Source organism: Gordonia alkanivorans NBRC 16433 (assembly GCF_000225505.1).
In the GTDB taxonomy this organism is placed as follows: Bacteria; Actinomycetota; Actinomycetes; order Mycobacteriales; family Mycobacteriaceae; genus Gordonia; species Gordonia alkanivorans.
In genome coordinates this window covers 1-17,060 of the sequence record NZ_BACI01000089.1, presented here as the reverse complement: position 1 = coordinate 17,060, position 17,060 = coordinate 1, and the positions used below count along the sequence as shown (strand labels likewise).

Sequence of the window (17,060 nt, the reverse complement as noted above, 5' to 3'; positions counted from 1 at the left end):
TCATCGTAAACACGTGGGATTGCGCACGGGAACCGCTTGGTCGATCGTCCAGGTCCGCGGGGCGAGTCAGGCCGAGGGCGCGGGTGACCTCGACTCCGCCGGACCCAACCGACGTACTACCGTTTGTCGTGTAACTCGACTCGGAGGTTTTACTGTGCAGAACATCGGCGTCATCGGCGGCGGCACCATGGGAGCTGGCATCGCGGAGGTGTGCGCGAAGTCCGGCAGCGATGTCGTCATCATCGAGGTCAAGCAGGAGTTCGCCGACGCCGCGCGTGCGCGCGTCGAGAAGTCCCTGGCCCGCGCCGTCAGCAAGAACAAGCTCAGCCAGGAGGACGCCGACGCCGCGCTCGGCCGTCTGCGCGTCAGCCTCGACTACGCCGACCTCGCCGACCGCGACCTGGTCATCGAGGCCGCTCCCGAGAACGAGCAGCTCAAGCGCGACATCTTCGCGCGCCTCGACGAGGCCGTCGGCGAGAACACCATCTTGGCCACCAACACCTCGTCGATCCCGATCATCAAGGTCGCCACCGCGACCAAGCGTCCCGAGCGCGTCGTGGGTGTCCACTTCTTCAACCCGGTCCCGGTGATGCCGCTGGTGGAGATCATCTCGACCCTGGTCACCTCGCCGGAGACCGCCGAAGCGGTCAGCACCTATGTGAAGGACGTTCTGGGCAAGAACCCGGTCAACGCCGGCGACCGTTCGGGCTTCATCGTCAACGCTCTGCTCATCCCATACCTCTGTCAGGCCATCCGGATGTACGACTCCGGCTACGCCTCGGCCGAGGACATCGACACCGCAATGAAGGGCGGTTGCGGCTACCCGATGGGACCGCTGACCCTCGTCGACACCATCGGCCTCGACATCACCCTTGCCGCCGCCGAGTCGCTGTACGACGAGTTCGCCGAGCCGCACTTCGCGCCGCCCGCACTGCTGCGCCGCATGGTCGACGCCGGTCACCTGGGCCGCAAGTCCGGACGCGGCTTCTACTCCTACTGATCGAGCCGGGACGATCCCGGCAGAACGCCCCCGACGACGCACCATGCGTCGACCGGGGGCGTTTTGTCGTCTTCGCGCTTTTCCCCCGGTGCACGAAACCCGGCTGTGACCCACCTCACCAACCACGTAGGCGACTGTGGCATAACAGTTTTCGGATCAACACTGCGGCGGATATCGAGAGGGAGGTTACGTACCCGGTCGTCGTGGCAACACTCTGGACGTACACATCCCGTCGCGGATGAGAAGGGAGCGAGACCGAATGACTGTTTCGACCACCACCGTCCACCAGCAACTTCGTGCAATCCTCGCGATGACCCACACCGAGATCCAGATCGCCGAGACGCGTCAGGCCCAGGCCCGGACCGACGCGATCCGCAAGGAGCTCGCCGAGAACGCCGAGAACGCCCGGCTGCGCGCCGTCGCGATCGAGGAAGCCCTCCGCGAACGCGGGGGACTCGTCGACGTGATCCGTCCCGTGATCGGCCGGGTCGGCGCCCTGGCCAAGACCGTCGTCGAGCAGGCCCAGCCGCTGGACGAGGCACTCCTCGACGATCTCGCCCTCGAGCAGCGACTCCTCGCACGTTCGACGTACCTCAAGGCCCTCGCCACCGGTCAGGAGGACAAGGCACTCGTCGATCTCGCCGAGAAGCTGATCGTCGCCCACACCGCGACGGCCGACTGGCTGACCACCGTTCTCGCCGAAGAAGCATTGGGCGGGCCGACCGCACTGCGTCGTGGCCCGACCCAGTGGGTCAGCGGACTCGCCGCGCGTGCGCTCGCCGCACCGGCCAACGGCGCCTCGTGGGCCATCGACCGGACCGCCGACTTCGCCCGACAGATCCCCGATCCGGTCGCGCTGGTACGCAGCCGCTTCGCGAGCGCCGTAGACGACGCCGCGGTTGCCGCCTCACGCGCCGGTGACGCCATCGAGAACGCGGGCACCGCTGTCTCGAAGACCGTCGCCGCCGGACGCGACGCAGCCCTCGAGGCTGTCGAGGAGAGTGCCCGCGACAACGGCGCCAAGGGTGCCGCGGACGCACTCCACCAGCTCCGCGCGATCACCGGGACTGTCGAGGCCGAGGACCTGCCGATCGAGGGCTACACCGACCTCAACGTCGGCGATGCCGTGGCCGCGGTCAAGGACCTCACCACGCCGGCCGATCTGCGGGTGACCCTCGCCTACGAGGAGACCCACAAGAACCGCCAGCGGGTGGTCTCGGCCATCGAGATCCGTTTCGCCGAGCTCGCCAAGGAACTGGTCGGCATCGACAGCTGATCTGGCACAAGACAACACGACGGCCGTCATCCTTTTCGGATGGCGGCCGTCGTCGTGTGTCCGCACCGCGCGCGTCTGACGTCGCGATCACGGGATCCGTTCGCGCTCATCGATATCGCGTGAGCGCGAACGGACGAAGTGAGCGAAGAATCGCGACCGATTCGTCGAAATCGCAGCTCACGCGCCCAGTCGCGTCGTAATCTCGCGCGATGACCTTCCGCACCGCAACAATCACCGCCCTCGCCGCGGCCACGCTCCTCACGCCCGGCCTCCTCGGGCCGGCCCTCGCGAATGCGACTCCCTCGTCGGGGATCTCAGCGGTCACCCTCGCCCACACCGACATCCCTGCCGGACTGCTGCCGTTCATCCCCCAGGGCGCTCACGTCGAGGTCCGCGAGATCACCATCGCCCCCGGCGGCACCACCGGCTGGCACTACCACGACGCCCAGATCTACGGCTTCGTCCGGCAGGGCACTCTCACCCACCCGGGAGCGGACTGCAAGCCGGTCGTCTACCGGGCGGGCCAGATCATCGAAGAGCCCGGCGGGAAGGTCAACACCCACGAGGGCACCAACCTCGGCACCGTTCCGGTGATCCTCGACGTCCTCTACGTGATGCCGCCCGGCAAGCCGTTGTCGGAGGACGCCGACGCACCGGCCTGCGCGCAGCCGTAGACGTTCGCGCCGTAGCATTCCGACGCACCGAACTCAACCGACCGGGAGACCCGCCGCCTCGGTGATGATGTGCGCCAGGTCGCCGGGTCGGCTCCACATGGGCCAGTGCCCGGTCGGCAGGTCGACGAAGTCGACCTGCTCGAGCCTCGACACCTCGGCGAACATCGGGTGACCCGCGTCGGCCAGCTCCGTTATCCGCGCGCTCGGGATCGAGCAGCACACCAGAGTGGTCGGGACCGCCAGACGCGCGTCGTTGGTGAGCTCCACCCGCTGCCGGAGCACGAGCCCGGGTTCCGGAACGGCCCTGGCCCGAAATCGCTGGAGCGCTTCGGTGCTCAGCCCCTCGAAGCTCGCCTGCTCCCCGAGTACATCGAAGGGCGGCAGCGAAAGCTCGTCCAGATCCTCCGGCGCATCCGGGGCGAACACGCTCCCCGACGCGACGGGACCGCTGTCAACCCAGACCACGCGGCGTATGAGTTCCGGCCGCCGATCGAGCACCAGACTCACCGGCGCGTTTGCCCCGCTGTGCGCCACGATCACCACCGGCACGGACTCGGATGCCCCTGCTCCGAGGAGCGTCTGTCCGATCGCCTTCGCCTGGTCGTCGAGCGTCCTGGAGGCCCGTCCGCAGTCCTGCTCGTCGAGGCCGGGAAGCGTCATCGGAATGGCCCGCCGACTCGCCGCGGTCAGGTGTTCCAGTACCTCGTCCCATGCCCACGCCCCCAGCCAATGTCCGGCGATCAGGATGATGGGTGGGTTGCTCTCATTCGTCGTCACGTCACGAGGCTGCCAGGCCTCTAGGACAGCTACTGTCACCATTCCGGCAGCGGCCCTGCGTCTCCCGTGGTCGTGTACGACGACCGCGTCACGCTCCCTCTCAGCTGACCCGTCAATCCGCTGTTCCCACGGAGTTTTGATCAGATCCAGAAAAACGACGTGAACGCGTAGACGGTGTGCCTAAGGTGGTCGCGTGGCATCGACATCGGACTATGCCCAGCAACTCCGGGCCGCGGACCTTCGAGTCACCCAACCACGGGTGACGGTCATGCATGCCGTCGACGAACATCCCCACACCGACACCGAGACCATCTACGGCATCGTTCGCCAGACGCTGCCCAACGTGTCCCGCCAGGCCGTCTACGACGTCCTGCGGGCGCTGACCGAAACCGGTCTCATCCGGCGGATCCAACCGTCGGGTTCGGTGTCGCTCTACGAATTCCGCACCGGCGACAACCATCACCACGTCGTCTGTCGCTCTTGCGGAACCGTCGAGGACGTCGACTGCGCGGTCGGCGAGGCACCGTGCCTCACCGCCTCCCACGATCACGGTTTCGTCCTCGACGAAGCTGAGGTCATCTACTGGGGACTCTGCCCGGATTGCGTCAGTTCAGCCCCGATTTGATCACGCCCGTGATCGCAGCCCAATCGGTTCCACCATCGAAAGGAATGTCGTGACCTCCGACAGCCGCCCACCGAATTCCGCAGAAGACACCCGGAGCAACAGCGAGAGCGAGAACCCGGCGATCCCGTCGCCGGAGCCCAAAGCGCATGCGCCGCTGACCAACAAGGACTGGTGGCCCGAGCAGATCGATCTGTCGGTCCTGCATGCGCATTCCCCGCTGTCCAACCCGCTGGGCGAGGACTTCGACTACAAGAAGGAATTCGCGAAGCTCGACGTCGAGGCACTCAAGGCCGACCTCGTCTCGCTGATGACCCAGTCGCAGGACTGGTGGCCCGCCGACTACGGCCACTACGGCGGCCTGTTCATCCGCATGAGCTGGCACGCCGCCGGCACCTACCGCATCTTCGACGGCCGCGGTGGCGGCGGTCAGGGTGCGCAGCGCTTCGCCCCGCTCAACAGCTGGCCGGACAACGCCAACCTCGACAAGGCCCGACGCCTGCTGTGGCCGATCAAGCAGAAGTACGGCAACAAGCTCTCGTGGGCGGACCTGCTGGTCTTCGCCGGCAACGTCGCGCTGGAATCCATGGGCTTCAAGACCTTTGGCTTCGGTTTCGGTCGCGAGGACATCTGGGAGCCGGAAGAGGTCTTCTGGGGCCCCGAGGACCAGTGGCTCGGCACCGACAAGCGCTACTCCGGTGAACGCGAACTGGCAAAGCCGTTCGGCGCCACCACCATGGGCCTGATCTACGTCAATCCCGAAGGGCCCGAGGGCAAGCCGGACCCGATCGCGGCCGCCTACGACATCCAGGAGACCTTCGCCCGGATGGCGATGAACGACGAGGAGACCGCAGCCCTCATCGTCGGCGGCCACAGCTTCGGCAAGACCCACGGTGCCGGCGACGCCGATCTCGTGGGCCCCGAGCCCGAGGCCGCACCGATCGAGCAGCAGGGCCTGGGCTGGAAGTCCAGCTACGGCAGCGGCAAGGCGGAGGACACCATCACCTCGGGTCTGGAGGTCGTCTGGACCAACACGCCGACCCAGTGGGACAACAGCTTCCTCGAGATCCTCTACGGCTACGAGTGGGAGCTGCAGAAGAGTCCCGCAGGCGCATGGCAGTACGTCGCCAAGGACGGTGCGGGAGCCGGCACGATCCCCGATCCGTTCGGCGGACCGGGACGTGCACCCACGATGCTGGTCACCGACGTGGCCCTGCGCGAGTCGCCGATCTACGCCGACATCACCCGCCGCTGGCTCGACCATCCCGAGGAACTCGAGGTGGCCTTCGCCAAGGCCTGGTACAAGCTGCTCCACCGCGACCTGGGGCCGGTCACCCGCTACCTCGGACCGTGGGTTGCCGAGCCGCAGATCTGGCAGGACCCGGTGCCGGCCGTCGACCACGAGCTCGTCGACGACTCCGACATCGCGTCGCTGAAGGGCAAGCTGCTCGAGGCGCTATCGCCCTCCCAGCTGCTCAAGACCGCGTGGGCGTCGGCGGCGAGCTTCCGCAGCACCGACAAGCGCGGCGGCGCGAACGGTGCACGCATCCGTCTCGAACCGATCAAGAACTGGGAGGTCAACGAGCCGAGCGAACTCGCCAAGGCCCTGCCGGTCTACGAGCAGATCCAGAAGGACTTCAACGACTCGGCGTCCGGCGGCAAGAAGGTGTCGGTGGCCGATCTGATCATCCTCGGTGGCGCCGCCGCCGTGGAGAAGGCCGCCGAGGCCGCCGGTTTCCCGGTCACCGTACCGTTCACCCCGGGTCGCACGGACGCCTCGCAGGAGGAGACCGACGTGGACTCGTTCGAGGTGCTCGAGCCCGCGGCCGACGGCTTCCGCAACTACAGCCGTGGCGGTGAGAAGGCCCCGCTGGAGCAGCTGCTGCTCGAGCGCGCCTACATGCTCGGCCTCACCGCTCCGGAGCTCACCGTGCTGATCGGCGGACTCCGTGCCCTCGACGTGAACTACGGCGGCTCCAAGCACGGCGTGTTCACCGATCGCCCGGGCGTGCTGTCCAACGACTTCTTCCGCAACGTCGTCAGCATGGACTACGAGTGGAAGTCGGGCACCGACGAGAACGTCTACGAGGTCGTCGACCGCTCGTCGGGCGCGACCAAGTGGACGGCGACCGCCGCCGACCTGTCCTTCGGTTCGCACTCGCAACTGCGCGCGCTGTCGGAGGTCTACGCTCAGGACGACAACGCCGAGAAGTTCGTCAACGACTTCGTCAAGGCGTGGGTGAAGGTTGCCGAGAACGATCGTTTCGATCTGGGCTGATCCAGCCTGATCGATCGGGGGCACCCCGCGGACCAGGGCCGCGGGGTGCTTCCGTGTTCAGGGACGAGCTATAGTATGGATTGATGAATTTCTCAATCCGTCAAGTCATCAACTGGCACTGCCTGCCTACCGACCGCCGTTGGAGTGACCCGTGACCGATCCCGGCCCCGACAAGCCGCTGTACGAGATCAAGGCCAACTTGTTCAAGGCCCTCGCGCACCCCGCTCGCATCCGGGTCCTCGAGGTGCTCAGCGCCAACGGTGATCCGACGCCGGTCAGTGAACTCCTCGCCGCCACCGACCTCGAGCCGACGCTGCTGTCGCAGCATCTGGGCGTCCTCAAGCGGCACCGGGTGGTCACCGCCAACCGCGTCGGCAACGCCGTCTTCTACGAACTCGCCCACCCGAAGATCTCCGATCTCCTGGTCATCGCGCGCACGTTCCTGATAGACACCCTCGACGCTCAGCGTGAGCACCTCGACGCCATCTCGTCACTTCCACCGGTGACCCGCCGGTGAGTACCGACGCCGTCACCGGCACGCTCGCCCGGATCAAGGGCTTCGCCCCCCGACGCAGCGATTACGCCGACCTCCCCCGGAGCTGGAAGACCGACATCCTCGCCGGCGTGACCGTGGGCATCGTCGCCCTCCCCCTGGCGCTCGCCTTCGGCATCAGCTCCGGCGTCGGCGCCGCCGCGGGCCTGATCACCGCGGTCGTCGCCGGTCTCGTCGCCGCGGTCTTCGGCGGCTCGCACGTCCAGGTGTCCGGGCCCACCGGCGCGATGGCGGTGATCCTGGCGCCGATCGTCGCCGAACACGGCCTGAGCAGCATCGCCATGGTCACCGTCCTCGCGGGCTTGCTGGTGCTGATCGCAGGCGTACTCGGACTCGGACGCGCCGTGACATTCATCCCGTGGCCGGTCATCGAGGGCTTCACCCTCGGCATCGCGGCAATCATCTTCCTGCAACAGGTGCCGGCCGCGTTCAACACGGCAGCCCCGGCGGGCATGCGGACCCTGAACGCCGCGATCGACGTCGTCGTCCACGCCGACTGGTCGCAGGCCTGGTCCACGCTGACCGTCGTCGCGATGGTCGCGGTGATCATGGTGGTGCTGCCGCGTGTCCATGCTTCCATTCCCGAATCTCTCACCGCGGTCATCGCGGTCACCCTGATCGTCTACTTCACCGATGTCTTCGACGTGGCGACGATCGGGCAACTGCCGTCGTCGCTGCCCGCGCCCTCCATCCCGCACGTCGACTCCGAGGCACTGCGGGCGATGTTCAGCGCGGCGGTGGCGATCGCCGCGCTCGCGGCCATCGAGTCGTTGCTCTCGGCTCGGGTCGCGGCGACCATGTCGCCCACCGGCCCGTACGAACCCGACCGCGAGCTGTCCGGGCAGGGCCTGGCGTCGATCGCGTCGGGTCTCTTCGGCGGCATGCCCGCGACGGGCGCGATCGCCCGCACGGCGGTCAACGTCCGGTCCGGCGCCCGCACCCGCGTCGCCGCGATCGTGCACTCGCTGTTGCTCCTGGGCGTCGTCTACCTGGCCACCGGCCCGGTGTCGGAGATCCCGCTCGCCGCGCTCGCCGGCGTGCTCATGGTGACGTCGTTCCGCATGGTATCCGTCGGGACCGTCCGCGCGATCCTGCGGTCGACCCGCTCGGACGCCCTGATCTTCGTCGTCACCGCGATCATCACCGTGACGCTCGACCTCATCGAGGCCGTCGAGATCGGCATCGTCGTAGCGGCGTTCTTCGCGCTGCGCCAGGTCGCCCAGCGGGCGAGCGTGACCCGCGAGCCGCTGCCGGGTCCCGCGCAACCCGGCGACGAGCGCATCGCCCTGCTCCGGCTCGACGGCGCGATGTTCTTCGGCGCTGCCGAGAAGATCTCGACCACCATCTCCGCGGGCGCCGACCGCAACGAGTCGGTGTCGGTCGTCATCATCCGGATGTCGCACCTCGGCATGCTCGACGCCACCGGCGCCCGCTCGCTCGCCGAGATCGTGGCCGATCTCGAGAAGCGCGGCGTCACCGTGATCATCAAGGGGGTGCAACCCGAGCACCTCGCGCTGCTCGAAGGTGTCGGCGTCGTCGACTCCCTGCGCCACGACAACCATCTCGTCGACACCCTCGACGAGGCCATCGCCCACGCGCGAAGTCACGTCGAACGCGAGAGGATGTGAACTACCTGCATCGACGCTGGTTTCAAGAGCACCGGGACGACCCGTCTCCGGCGGCATCAAACCACAAGACCCGAGGCCCCTGAACGCGAGGCTGATCACAGGGGGCAGAATCGGGGAGTAGTTGTCACACAAGCACACCGCAAGCGTGGTATCGGTGAAGCCTGACTCACAAGGTCGCCGGCGACACCGGTTAATACAGACAGAATCGAGAACATCAGGCATGAGCACCCAGAAGCCGACCATCATCTACACGTTGACCGACGAAGCCCCCATGCTCGCCACCCACGCGTTTTTACCGGTGGTGCGCACGTTCGCCGGAGCGGCCGGCATCGAAGTCGAGACCAGCGACATCTCGGTCGCAGCGCGCATCCTCGCCGAGTTCTCCGATCTCCTCCCCGAAGATCAGAAAGTCACCGACAACCTCGGCGAACTGGGCAAGCTCACCCAGGATCCCGACACCAACATCATCAAGCTCCCCAACATCAGTGCCTCGGTGCCGCAGCTCCTCGCCGCGATCAAGGAACTCCGGGAAAAGGGCTACGACCTTCCCGAATTCCCCGGCAACCCGAAGAACGAGGAAGAGCAGGCGATCCGCGACCGGTACACCAAGTGCCTGGGCAGCGCGGTCAACCCGGTTCTGCGTGAGGGCAATTCCGATCGCCGCGCGCCGAAGGCCGTGAAGGAGTACGCGCGCAAGCACCCGCACAGCATGGGCGAGTGGTCGATGGCGTCGCGTACCCACGTCGCGCACATGCGCGAGGGCGATTTCTACCACGGCGAGAAGTCGATGACCGTCGAGGGCGACCGCAAGGTCAAGATGGAACTCATCCCGGACGACGGCAGCGAGACCCTGGTTCTCAAGCCCGAGGTCGACATCACCGACGGCGACGTCATCGACAGCATGTTCATGAGCAAGAAGGCGCTCATCAAGTTCTACGAAGAGCAGATCGAGGACGCCTACAAGACCGGCGTCATGTTCTCGCTCCACGTCAAGGCGACGATGATGCGCGTCTCGCACCCCATCGTCTTCGGCCACGCGGTGAAGGTCTTCTACCGCGACGCCTTCGAGAAGCACGGCGAACTGTTCGACGAGCTCGGCGTCAACGTCAACAACGGCCTGTCGGATCTCTACAGCAAGATCGAGTCGCTCCCGAGCGCCCAGCGCGAGGAGATCATCGACGACCTGCACAAGTGCCACGAGCACCGTCCCGAGCTGGCGATGGTCGACTCGGCCCGCGGCATCTCGAACTTCCACTCCCCCAGCGACGTCATCGTCGACGCGTCGATGCCCGCGATGATCCGCGCCGGCGGCAAGATGTACGGCGCCGACGGCCGCCTCAAGGACACCAAGGCGGTCAACCCGGAGTCGACCTTCTCCCGCATCTACCAGGAGATGATCAACTTCTGTAAGACCAACGGGCAGTTCGATCCCACGACGATGGGCACCGTTCCCAACGTCGGCCTGATGGCGCAGAAGGCCGAGGAGTACGGCTCGCACGACAAGACCTTCGAGGTCCCGGTCGGCGGCACCGCCAACATCACCGACATCGAGACCGGTGAGGTCCTGCTGACCCAGACCGTCGAAGAGGGTGACATCTGGCGTCTCTGCATCGTGAAGGACGCCCCGATCCAGGACTGGATCAAGTTGGCCGTCAACCGCTGCCGCGACTCGGGCATGCCGGTCCTGTTCTGGCTCGACCCGTACCGCCCGCACGAGAACGAGCTGATCAAGAAGGTGCACAAGTACCTTCCCGAGCACGACACCGAGGGCCTGGACATCCAGATCATGTCGCAGGTCCGCGCCATGCGGTACACCCTCGAGCGCGTCGTCCGCGGCCTGGACACCATCTCGGCCACCGGCAACATCCTCCGCGATTACCTCACCGACCTCTTCCCGATCCTGGAGCTCGGCACCAGCGCGAAGATGCTGTCGATCGTGCCGCTGATGGCCGGCGGCGGTCTCTACGAGACCGGTGCGGGCGGTTCGGCACCGAAGCACGTCAAGCAGCTCATCGAGGAAAACCACCTCCGCTGGGATTCGCTGGGTGAGTTCCTCGCCCTCGCGGTCAGCCTCGAGGACATGGGCAAGAAGTTCGACGACCAGCGTGCGGTGATCCTGGCCAAGGCGCTCGACGCCGCAACCGGCAAGCTGCTCGAGAACGACAAGGGCCCGTCGCGCAAGACCGGTGAGCTCGACAACCGCGGCAGCCAGTTCTACCTCGCTCTGTACTGGGCCCAGGAGCTGGCCGGCCAGACCGAGGACACCGAGCTGGCCAAGCAGTTCGCGCCGCTGGCCGAGACCCTCGCCGCGAACGAGGAGAAGATCGTCGAGGAGCTGAACTCCGTGCAGGGTCAGCAGGTCGACATCGGCGGCTACTACTACCCGGACTGGGACAAGACCGCTGCCGTCATGCGTCCGAGCAAGACCTTCAACGAGGCACTCGCTTCGCTCGACCTCTAGTTCTCGCCGCACCGATCGAGAACGCCCCGGGTGATCCGTTCACCCGGGGCGTTTTTCGGCACTACCGTCGACACCATGGCCGATGCCGACATCAACTTCTATTTCGATCCCGTGTGCCCGTTCGCGTGGATGACGAGCAAATGGGTTCGCAAGGTCCAGGCGCAACGTGACTACAGCGTCGACTGGCGGTTCATCTCGCTGCGTCTGCTGAACGCACACATCGACTACGCCGCGCATTTTCCACCCGAGTACGAGGCCGGGCACACCGCCGGTCTCCGGCTGCTCCGCGTCGCCGCGAGCATCCGTCGCGAGCACGGCCGCACCGCCATCGATCCGTTCTACACGGCCCTCGGCACGCTGTTCTTCGAGGAACACACCGGCACGTACACCGTCGACAACACCGACCACCGCGGCACCGCCGGCTTCCTCACCCCGGTACTGGAGGGGCTCGGGTTGCCCACCCATCACGTCGACGCACTCGAGAACACCGACTTCGACGCGGAGATCCGAGCCGAGACCGAGGAGGCGCTCGCACTGACCGGCCGTGACGTCGGCACACCGATCATCCACTTCCAGCCGCCGAGCGGCGTCGCCTTCTTCGGCCCGGTCATCAGCCGCCTGCCGAGCGACGAGGACGCAGTCACGTTGTGGGACCACGTGATCGGGCTGGCGAGCTTCCCCGGATTCGCCGAACTCAAGCGGAGCCTGCGGGAGAAGCCGCAACTGCGCGCCTTCGGCGTGACCGCCGACGAGACGCCCGAGCAGGAGGACTGGCACGCCGGCAGTCGGCGGACCCGCGAAGACTAGTGCCGTACCGGCTTTGGAGTCGAGACGGCACCAGCACCTCGACGCCGCGACACGAACACGACACCCGTGGTGACCACCAGCGCGACGATCGTTGCGATGGCAACGCCCACGATGCCGGTCGTCTCGCCCTGCGCCGTGGCCAGGATGCCGAGGAACGCCCAGATCAGCGTGAGCCGGGTAGGCGACCAGGACGGACCCGACCGCGGCGGTGACAGTGAGTCCGAAGACTGCACACACGATGAGAATGATGAGCTGCCAGCCGAGGGACTGCGAATCGGCGAGGTCGGTGCCGATCGCGGCCGCCCAGTTCTGGAACACCGCCGCGGTGGCCCACGCGACGTAGATGCCGACCAGGACGCGGCCAAGGACCCGCAGCCAGCCTGGTGCCGCGTCGTCGGCGGGGCGCGCCGCGATGCGTGCGGCGTCGAGTAGCACCACCGTCATGACGGTCAGCACGATCGGCGTGACCCACGTCCATTCCGCCGCGGACACCAGAATCCAGATGGCCGCGCCGGCGAAGGCTATCTCGAGATCGATCAGCAGGCGACGCGGATCTGCGGTCCCCGTCGCACCTTTCCACACCACTGCGAGCGCGAAGACGACGGACACCGAGCGCCCCCACGAGGTACGCACCGGGGTCGCGGGATCGGGACTCCTCGACCACCACGTCGAGATCACCGGTGCGTGCCGACGGTACGTCCGCGAACCCTGGCTCGACGATAGCTGGAACCGGGTCATGGTCCGGCGCAAGGAGGTCCGGTGCCGCCCGCAATCCGGCGAACAGGAACTCGGGACAGATCGTCATCGCGACCGCGTGGATGGCGTAGACCGTCACCAACTGTCAGGGCAGATACACGGCGATGAGGATCCCCGCGATGAGACCGGTACCGGCACCGATGAGCGAGCCGGTCGCCATGAACGCACGGCCCTTCTCACCTCGGTCGGCGACCATCATCGCCGCCGCCGCACCGGTGCTCAGCGCCACCGACGCGCCCGTCATCAACCGGCCGGGGAACAGCACCAGCGGGTACCAGGCGCCGACGACCTCCACGAGGTCGCCGACGATCGCCGTGATGAACGCGATGGGCAGGACCTTGCGCGTGTGCCGGATCAGCGGACCGCGAGCCGAGATCAGCAGGATCACGATGAGTGCAAAGAAGTAGGTGGCGAACAGGACCGCTGCGGCGGCCGCCCCGAGCATCTTCTCGGCCGCGCGAACGACTAACCTGACCGGACACAGATGTTCGGAAGGAGTTCAAGTGGGCGGCAGGGTTCTCGCACTGGTTCACGGTGTGCGGCCGGAGTGGCGCGAAACGGTGCTCGGTTCGTTGCTGCCCGCCTTCGTCGACCGCGGATTCGACGTCGTCATCCACGACGTCGAGGACGGGCCCCCGCCCCCGTCAACCGGATTCGACCTGGTATGCGTGACCGGCTCCCCGGATTCGGCCTTCGACGCCGCACTGCCGTGGGTCGAACCCGAACTGCGGTACCTCTCCCACACGGTCGGCCGACAGATCCCGATCTTCGGTATCTGCTTCGGCGCCCAGATCCTCGCGCGAACTCTCGGCGGTTCGGTGGCGCCGAGCACGCGTCCCGAGCACGGATTCGTCACCGTCAGCACCACCCGTCCCGATCTGGTCGAAGCGGGCCCGTGGATGGAATTCCACCACGACACCATCACCGTGTCCGATGTCGCCGAGGTGATCGCGGTCAACGACGCGGGGGTGCAGGCCTACGTCTCCGGCCCACATCTGGGCGTGCAGTTCCACCCGGAGATCACACCGGACTGCTTCTCCGGGTGGCGCAAGGGATTCACAAGCGCCCGGTCGGGCAGCGACGATGGGAAGATCGACACCCGGGCCCTCGCCGTTGAGATCGATTCTGCCGCACCCGAGACCGCAGCCCGCTGCGACCGACTCGTCGAACGATTCCTCGAGCACGCCGGGATCAGCATCACTGCTGCCTGAGGTGCGAGGAGCGTTAGCGACGAGCCACGAAGGCGGCGGCCTCAGACTCTCGAATCAGCCCGTCGGCTGAAGTCCCACGTACTTGTCGGCGACGCCCGGGGCGTCGAGCTCCCAGTCGGTGAACTCGTACAGGTCGGTCGCCACCTCGGTGATGACGTCGCGTAGTTCAAGCTGCTCGAGCCAGCGTTCCGGGATGACGCCGGCCCCTTCGCGCGCGCCGAGCAGGTTGCCGGTGATCGCCCCGGTCGAGTCCGAATCACCGTCGTGGTTCACCGCGAGCACGATGGCCTGCTCGAAATCGCCTGCGACGAGCGCGCAATAGATCGAGATCGCGAGCGCTTCCTCGGCCACCCAACCCTCGCCGAGTCGGGAGATCGCTTCCTCCGGCGCGACGTCTTCACCGGCGAGCCGCTCGGCGAGTTCGACGGCGGCCAGGGTCTCCTCGTGCTCGGGTTTGGTCCGGAGGATGTTCTTTGCCGCGGCGAGCGCGTCCTCGAGAGGGGCACCTTCGGCGAGCTCACGGACCATCAGGGCGAGGACGCCGCCGGTCAGCGAGCCCGACGGGTGCCCGTGGGTCAGCGCGGCGATCGCGGTTCCGAGATCGAAGGTTCCCATCGCTGACCACTCCGCGCGAGCGGCGAACAACCCGACCGGCGCGGCACGCATGACCCCGCCGCAGCCCTTGCTGTCATTGTCTGCCGGAGTGCCCGGCCGCGTCGTGGAACGCAGCGTACTCAGGCAGGTCGTGCCGGGGGCGCGCTGGCTGTGGAGCTCCCGGTGCTCGGTCAGCCAGCTGGCGCGCTCGCCCATCGGCAGCACGCCGTGCCGGGGGTGCTCCCCCTGTGTCATGAACCAGCGCAGGTAGGCGCGGGCCGTCGACGCCGCAAAGCACGAGATCCCGCCGTCGCAATCCCGTAGCCACGCGCGCAGCAGTCCCTCGGCCGTGAAAAGGGTCATCTGGGTGTCGTCGGTGATGGTTCCGGTTCCGCCGTATGCCGGCGCGTAGGAAGTGATGCCCGTCTGGCCGAACCGCTCCATGATCGCCGAGCGCGACATGAATTCGACCGATCCCCCGAGTGCGTCGCCGACCGCACCCCCCACGATGCAACCGACAAACCGTTCTTTCATCGGCGTCACCTGCGCTTTCCCGAGTAATTCCAACCATGTTCACACGGGTCGACGATGTTCGCAGGCCGGTGGTTCGATTGAGGCCTACGTCTCGTTTCCCGTAGTGGGATCCCTTTGCCGATCAGATCGGTTGGCGGAGCCGGTCCGCAGGTTTGTCAGACCCCCGGGGTACAACTGAAGACACAGGAATTCGATGACACAGCAGTAGTCGACGACGGTCCCAACCAACCGCATTACCTCCATGAGAGGGACGGCTGCCGTCATGATCGACACCGACACCACGTCACTCGACGCACACTTCGACCAACTCGTCGAGATCACCGCGCCCTCCGACGACCCCACCGGCCGCACGACGTACGCACAGTTGGAGTTCTGGCGACTGATCCGCAACGTCGCCGGCCACCAGATCGCCACCCACGCAGCGACTCTCGACTCGCTGGGCGTTGCGGAAAAGCCGGGTCGACCACCAAGAAACTGTTGATCGAGATGGGATTCCCGCCCGCAGTCGCCACCCGCGCCGCCCGCATCGCCGACCGCCTCGGCACGCTGGGCAAGGTCGAGGCGTGAAATACAGAAACATGCGCAGACGATCGGAAACACCATCGCCGACGATCAGGATGGCCTCCCCGCCTGCGACGACCGATCCCTCGACACCCTGTCCCACCACCTGACTGATGACAGTCGCGTCGACATCCACGCCAACGTCACTCAGTCCACGGTGTGTAAGCGATTCCCCGCGCACCAGTTCCGTTCCCGCTCACCTTTGCACGCTGGCTGCCAGCCTTGTCGTGAGACAGGTTGGTAGCCAGGGTGGGGAATGGAGCCGGGGGCATCGTGACTTGTGTAGGCCAGAGGCCTGGCCGTATCGCTTGTGAGCGATATTGCTTTGGAGTAATATCTAGCGTGTGTTGATCGACTGGTCGAGCGAGTTCGACGACTTCCTGACCCGGCTGGAGGAGTCGGCTGCGGCGGGCAATGCCGTGGATCGGCTGCGGCTGGATCTGCTGCTGGCGGAGTTGCAGGTGCTCGCTGACCTCGAGGAGCCGCCGGTGGTGGAATCGGCGACGCTCAAGCGGGTGCGGCAGTCGAAGCGGTATGTGGTGTGGCGGGTGTCGCACCCGTATCGCGAGGGTGTGGCGGTGCGGCTGATCGTGTGGTTTCCCGACGACGCGCATGTGGTGGTGGCCCTGTTTTCCGGGGACAAGGCGCGCATGGGTGATGTGTTCTACGACAGCGTCGGACCGCGCGCGGATGTCGCGATCGAGGCGTGGAAACGGCAAACCGAGACTGAGAGAGGTGAGGGCTGATGAGTGAGGAGAAGCGGGCCACGTTCCGGCGCGGCAATGAGCGGATCGCGGAGCTGTTGGCCGATCCCGATACCGCGGCGCGGGTCGAGACGATCCGCGCGGAGATGGCCCAGGCCGACCGGGCGCATGCGATGGGGTTGGCGGCGATCAGGCAGGCTGCGCAGCTGACCCAGACCGAGCTGGCCCAGCGGATGGGTATCAAGCAGGCTGCGGTGTCGGGGTTGGAGGCACGTGAGGACCTGTTGCTGTCGACGCTGGCCAACTACCTGGCCGCCGCCGGCGCCACCGACGTCACCATCACCGCCCGTCTCGGTGACCGCACCGTCGAGGTCGCGCTGCCTGCACAGCTGGTCGACGGGGCATGAGGGCCGTGAACAGGCCGGGATCGGCGGCCGGTAGCTGATGAGGTCGGTCGATTTCTGGACCGACCGCACGGTGCCCGGCCGTGACCCGTGGAAAGGCACCGTCCGCCAGAAGCGGGTGATGGACCACCTGCTTGTACGGAGAATCGCGAGTGGCACGCTCCCGGACCGCTCGGACATTGAGGTGGCTGTTGCTCTGGCGAGGTTTGCTCACGAGGAG

General features: G+C 66.7%; 17 protein-coding genes and 1 pseudogene. 14 read left to right on the top strand and 4 right to left on the bottom strand.

Annotated features, from left to right (window positions below; all coding sequences use genetic code 11):
- Positions 1 to 154: 154 nt before the first annotated feature.
- The 3 genes from GOALK_RS15590 (at position 155) to GOALK_RS15580 (ending at position 2,950) form a co-directional block, all read left to right on the top strand.
- Positions 155 to 1,000 carry a 3-hydroxybutyryl-CoA dehydrogenase gene (locus tag GOALK_RS15590; protein ID WP_005198135.1) on the top strand — a complete coding sequence of 282 codons (846 nt, stop codon included), beginning with the start codon at positions 155 to 157 and terminating at the stop codon, positions 998 to 1,000.
- A 259-nt stretch (positions 1,001 to 1,259) separates the two neighbouring features.
- A complete protein-coding gene (locus GOALK_RS15585; protein ID WP_035754513.1) occupies positions 1,260 to 2,276 on the top strand; it encodes a hypothetical protein in 1,017 nt (338 codons plus the stop codon).
- A gap of 209 nt (positions 2,277 to 2,485) precedes the next feature.
- Positions 2,486 to 2,950, top strand: coding sequence for a cupin domain-containing protein (locus GOALK_RS15580; RefSeq protein WP_006359792.1), 465 nt, complete (start codon positions 2,486 to 2,488; stop codon positions 2,948 to 2,950).
- Between the two features lie 33 nt (positions 2,951 to 2,983).
- Here GOALK_RS15580 and GOALK_RS15575 read toward each other — a convergent pair whose 3' ends face one another.
- Positions 2,984 to 3,727: an alpha/beta fold hydrolase gene (locus GOALK_RS15575; protein WP_035754652.1), complete on the bottom strand. Its 744-nt coding sequence runs from the start codon at positions 3,725 to 3,727 to the stop codon at positions 2,984 to 2,986.
- 193 nt (positions 3,728 to 3,920) lie between these two features.
- Here GOALK_RS15575 and GOALK_RS15570 point away from each other — a divergent pair, with 193 nt between their 5' ends.
- The 6 genes from GOALK_RS15570 to GOALK_RS15545 all read left to right on the top strand — a co-directional run bounded on the left by GOALK_RS15570 (position 3,921) and on the right by GOALK_RS15545 (position 12,076).
- Positions 3,921 to 4,352: a Fur family transcriptional regulator gene (locus GOALK_RS15570; protein ID WP_006359790.1), complete on the top strand. Its 432-nt coding sequence runs from the start codon at positions 3,921 to 3,923 to the stop codon at positions 4,350 to 4,352.
- A 49-nt stretch (positions 4,353 to 4,401) separates the two neighbouring features.
- Entirely contained in the window at positions 4,402 to 6,627 is a 2,226-nt protein-coding gene (gene katG / locus GOALK_RS15565; RefSeq protein ID WP_006359789.1) for a catalase/peroxidase HPI, read from the top strand.
- 151 nt (positions 6,628 to 6,778) lie between these two features.
- A complete protein-coding gene (locus GOALK_RS15560; RefSeq protein WP_005198129.1) occupies positions 6,779 to 7,144 on the top strand; it encodes an ArsR/SmtB family transcription factor in 366 nt (121 codons plus the stop codon).
- The gene (locus tag GOALK_RS15555; protein WP_006359788.1) at positions 7,141 to 8,808 is read left to right on the top strand and encodes a SulP family inorganic anion transporter; all 1,668 of its coding nucleotides are present in this window, start codon (positions 7,141 to 7,143) and stop codon (positions 8,806 to 8,808) included. The genes GOALK_RS15560 and GOALK_RS15555 overlap by 4 nt, the downstream gene beginning before the upstream one ends.
- 220 nt (positions 8,809 to 9,028) lie before the next feature.
- A complete protein-coding gene (locus tag GOALK_RS15550; RefSeq protein WP_006359787.1) occupies positions 9,029 to 11,269 on the top strand; it encodes an NADP-dependent isocitrate dehydrogenase in 2,241 nt (746 codons plus the stop codon).
- A 75-nt stretch (positions 11,270 to 11,344) separates the two neighbouring features.
- Positions 11,345 to 12,076 carry a mycothiol-dependent nitroreductase Rv2466c family protein gene (locus tag GOALK_RS15545; protein ID WP_040004259.1) on the top strand — a complete coding sequence of 244 codons (732 nt, stop codon included), beginning with the start codon at positions 11,345 to 11,347 and terminating at the stop codon, positions 12,074 to 12,076.
- On the opposite strand, the gene GOALK_RS24310 is transcribed toward GOALK_RS15545, so the two are convergent.
- Both GOALK_RS24310 and GOALK_RS24305 read right to left on the bottom strand, forming a co-directional pair.
- On the bottom strand, positions 12,073 to 12,309 hold the full coding sequence (locus GOALK_RS24310) for a hypothetical protein (RefSeq protein ID WP_230461840.1): 237 nt from the start codon (positions 12,307 to 12,309) through the stop codon (positions 12,073 to 12,075). The two genes, GOALK_RS15545 and GOALK_RS24310, sit on opposite strands and share 4 nt — an antisense overlap.
- A gap of 608 nt (positions 12,310 to 12,917) precedes the next feature.
- Positions 12,918 to 13,277, bottom strand: a complete 360-nt coding sequence (locus GOALK_RS24305) for a hypothetical protein (RefSeq protein WP_006359785.1) — start codon at positions 13,275 to 13,277, stop codon at positions 12,918 to 12,920.
- 58 nt (positions 13,278 to 13,335) lie between these two features.
- Between GOALK_RS24305 and GOALK_RS15535 the strand changes: the two genes are divergently transcribed.
- The gene (locus GOALK_RS15535) at positions 13,336 to 14,043 is read left to right on the top strand and encodes a type 1 glutamine amidotransferase (protein ID WP_006359784.1); all 708 of its coding nucleotides are present in this window, start codon (positions 13,336 to 13,338) and stop codon (positions 14,041 to 14,043) included.
- A gap of 54 nt (positions 14,044 to 14,097) precedes the next feature.
- Here GOALK_RS15535 and GOALK_RS15530 read toward each other — a convergent pair whose 3' ends face one another.
- Complete coding sequence (locus tag GOALK_RS15530; protein ID WP_006359783.1) at positions 14,098 to 15,171, bottom strand: ADP-ribosylglycohydrolase family protein; 1,074 nt, start codon at positions 15,169 to 15,171, stop codon at positions 14,098 to 14,100.
- A gap of 262 nt (positions 15,172 to 15,433) precedes the next feature.
- On the opposite strand from GOALK_RS15530, the pseudogene GOALK_RS23745 reads away from it, so the two are divergent.
- The 4 genes and pseudogenes from GOALK_RS23745 to GOALK_RS24300 form a co-directional block, all read left to right on the top strand.
- A pseudogene (locus GOALK_RS23745) lies at positions 15,434 to 15,886 on the top strand (HNH endonuclease); the annotation flags it as partial.
- A gap of 190 nt (positions 15,887 to 16,076) precedes the next feature.
- The gene (locus GOALK_RS15515) at positions 16,077 to 16,478 is read left to right on the top strand and encodes a hypothetical protein (protein WP_006359781.1); all 402 of its coding nucleotides are present in this window, start codon (positions 16,077 to 16,079) and stop codon (positions 16,476 to 16,478) included.
- Entirely contained in the window at positions 16,478 to 16,843 is a 366-nt protein-coding gene (locus tag GOALK_RS15510; protein WP_006359780.1) for a helix-turn-helix domain-containing protein, read from the top strand. Before GOALK_RS15515 ends, GOALK_RS15510 begins: the two co-directional genes overlap by 1 nt.
- A 37-nt stretch (positions 16,844 to 16,880) precedes the next feature.
- Positions 16,881 to 17,060 (top strand): hypothetical protein (locus tag GOALK_RS24300; protein WP_040004257.1); only part of this gene is annotated, 180 nt, incomplete at its 3' end.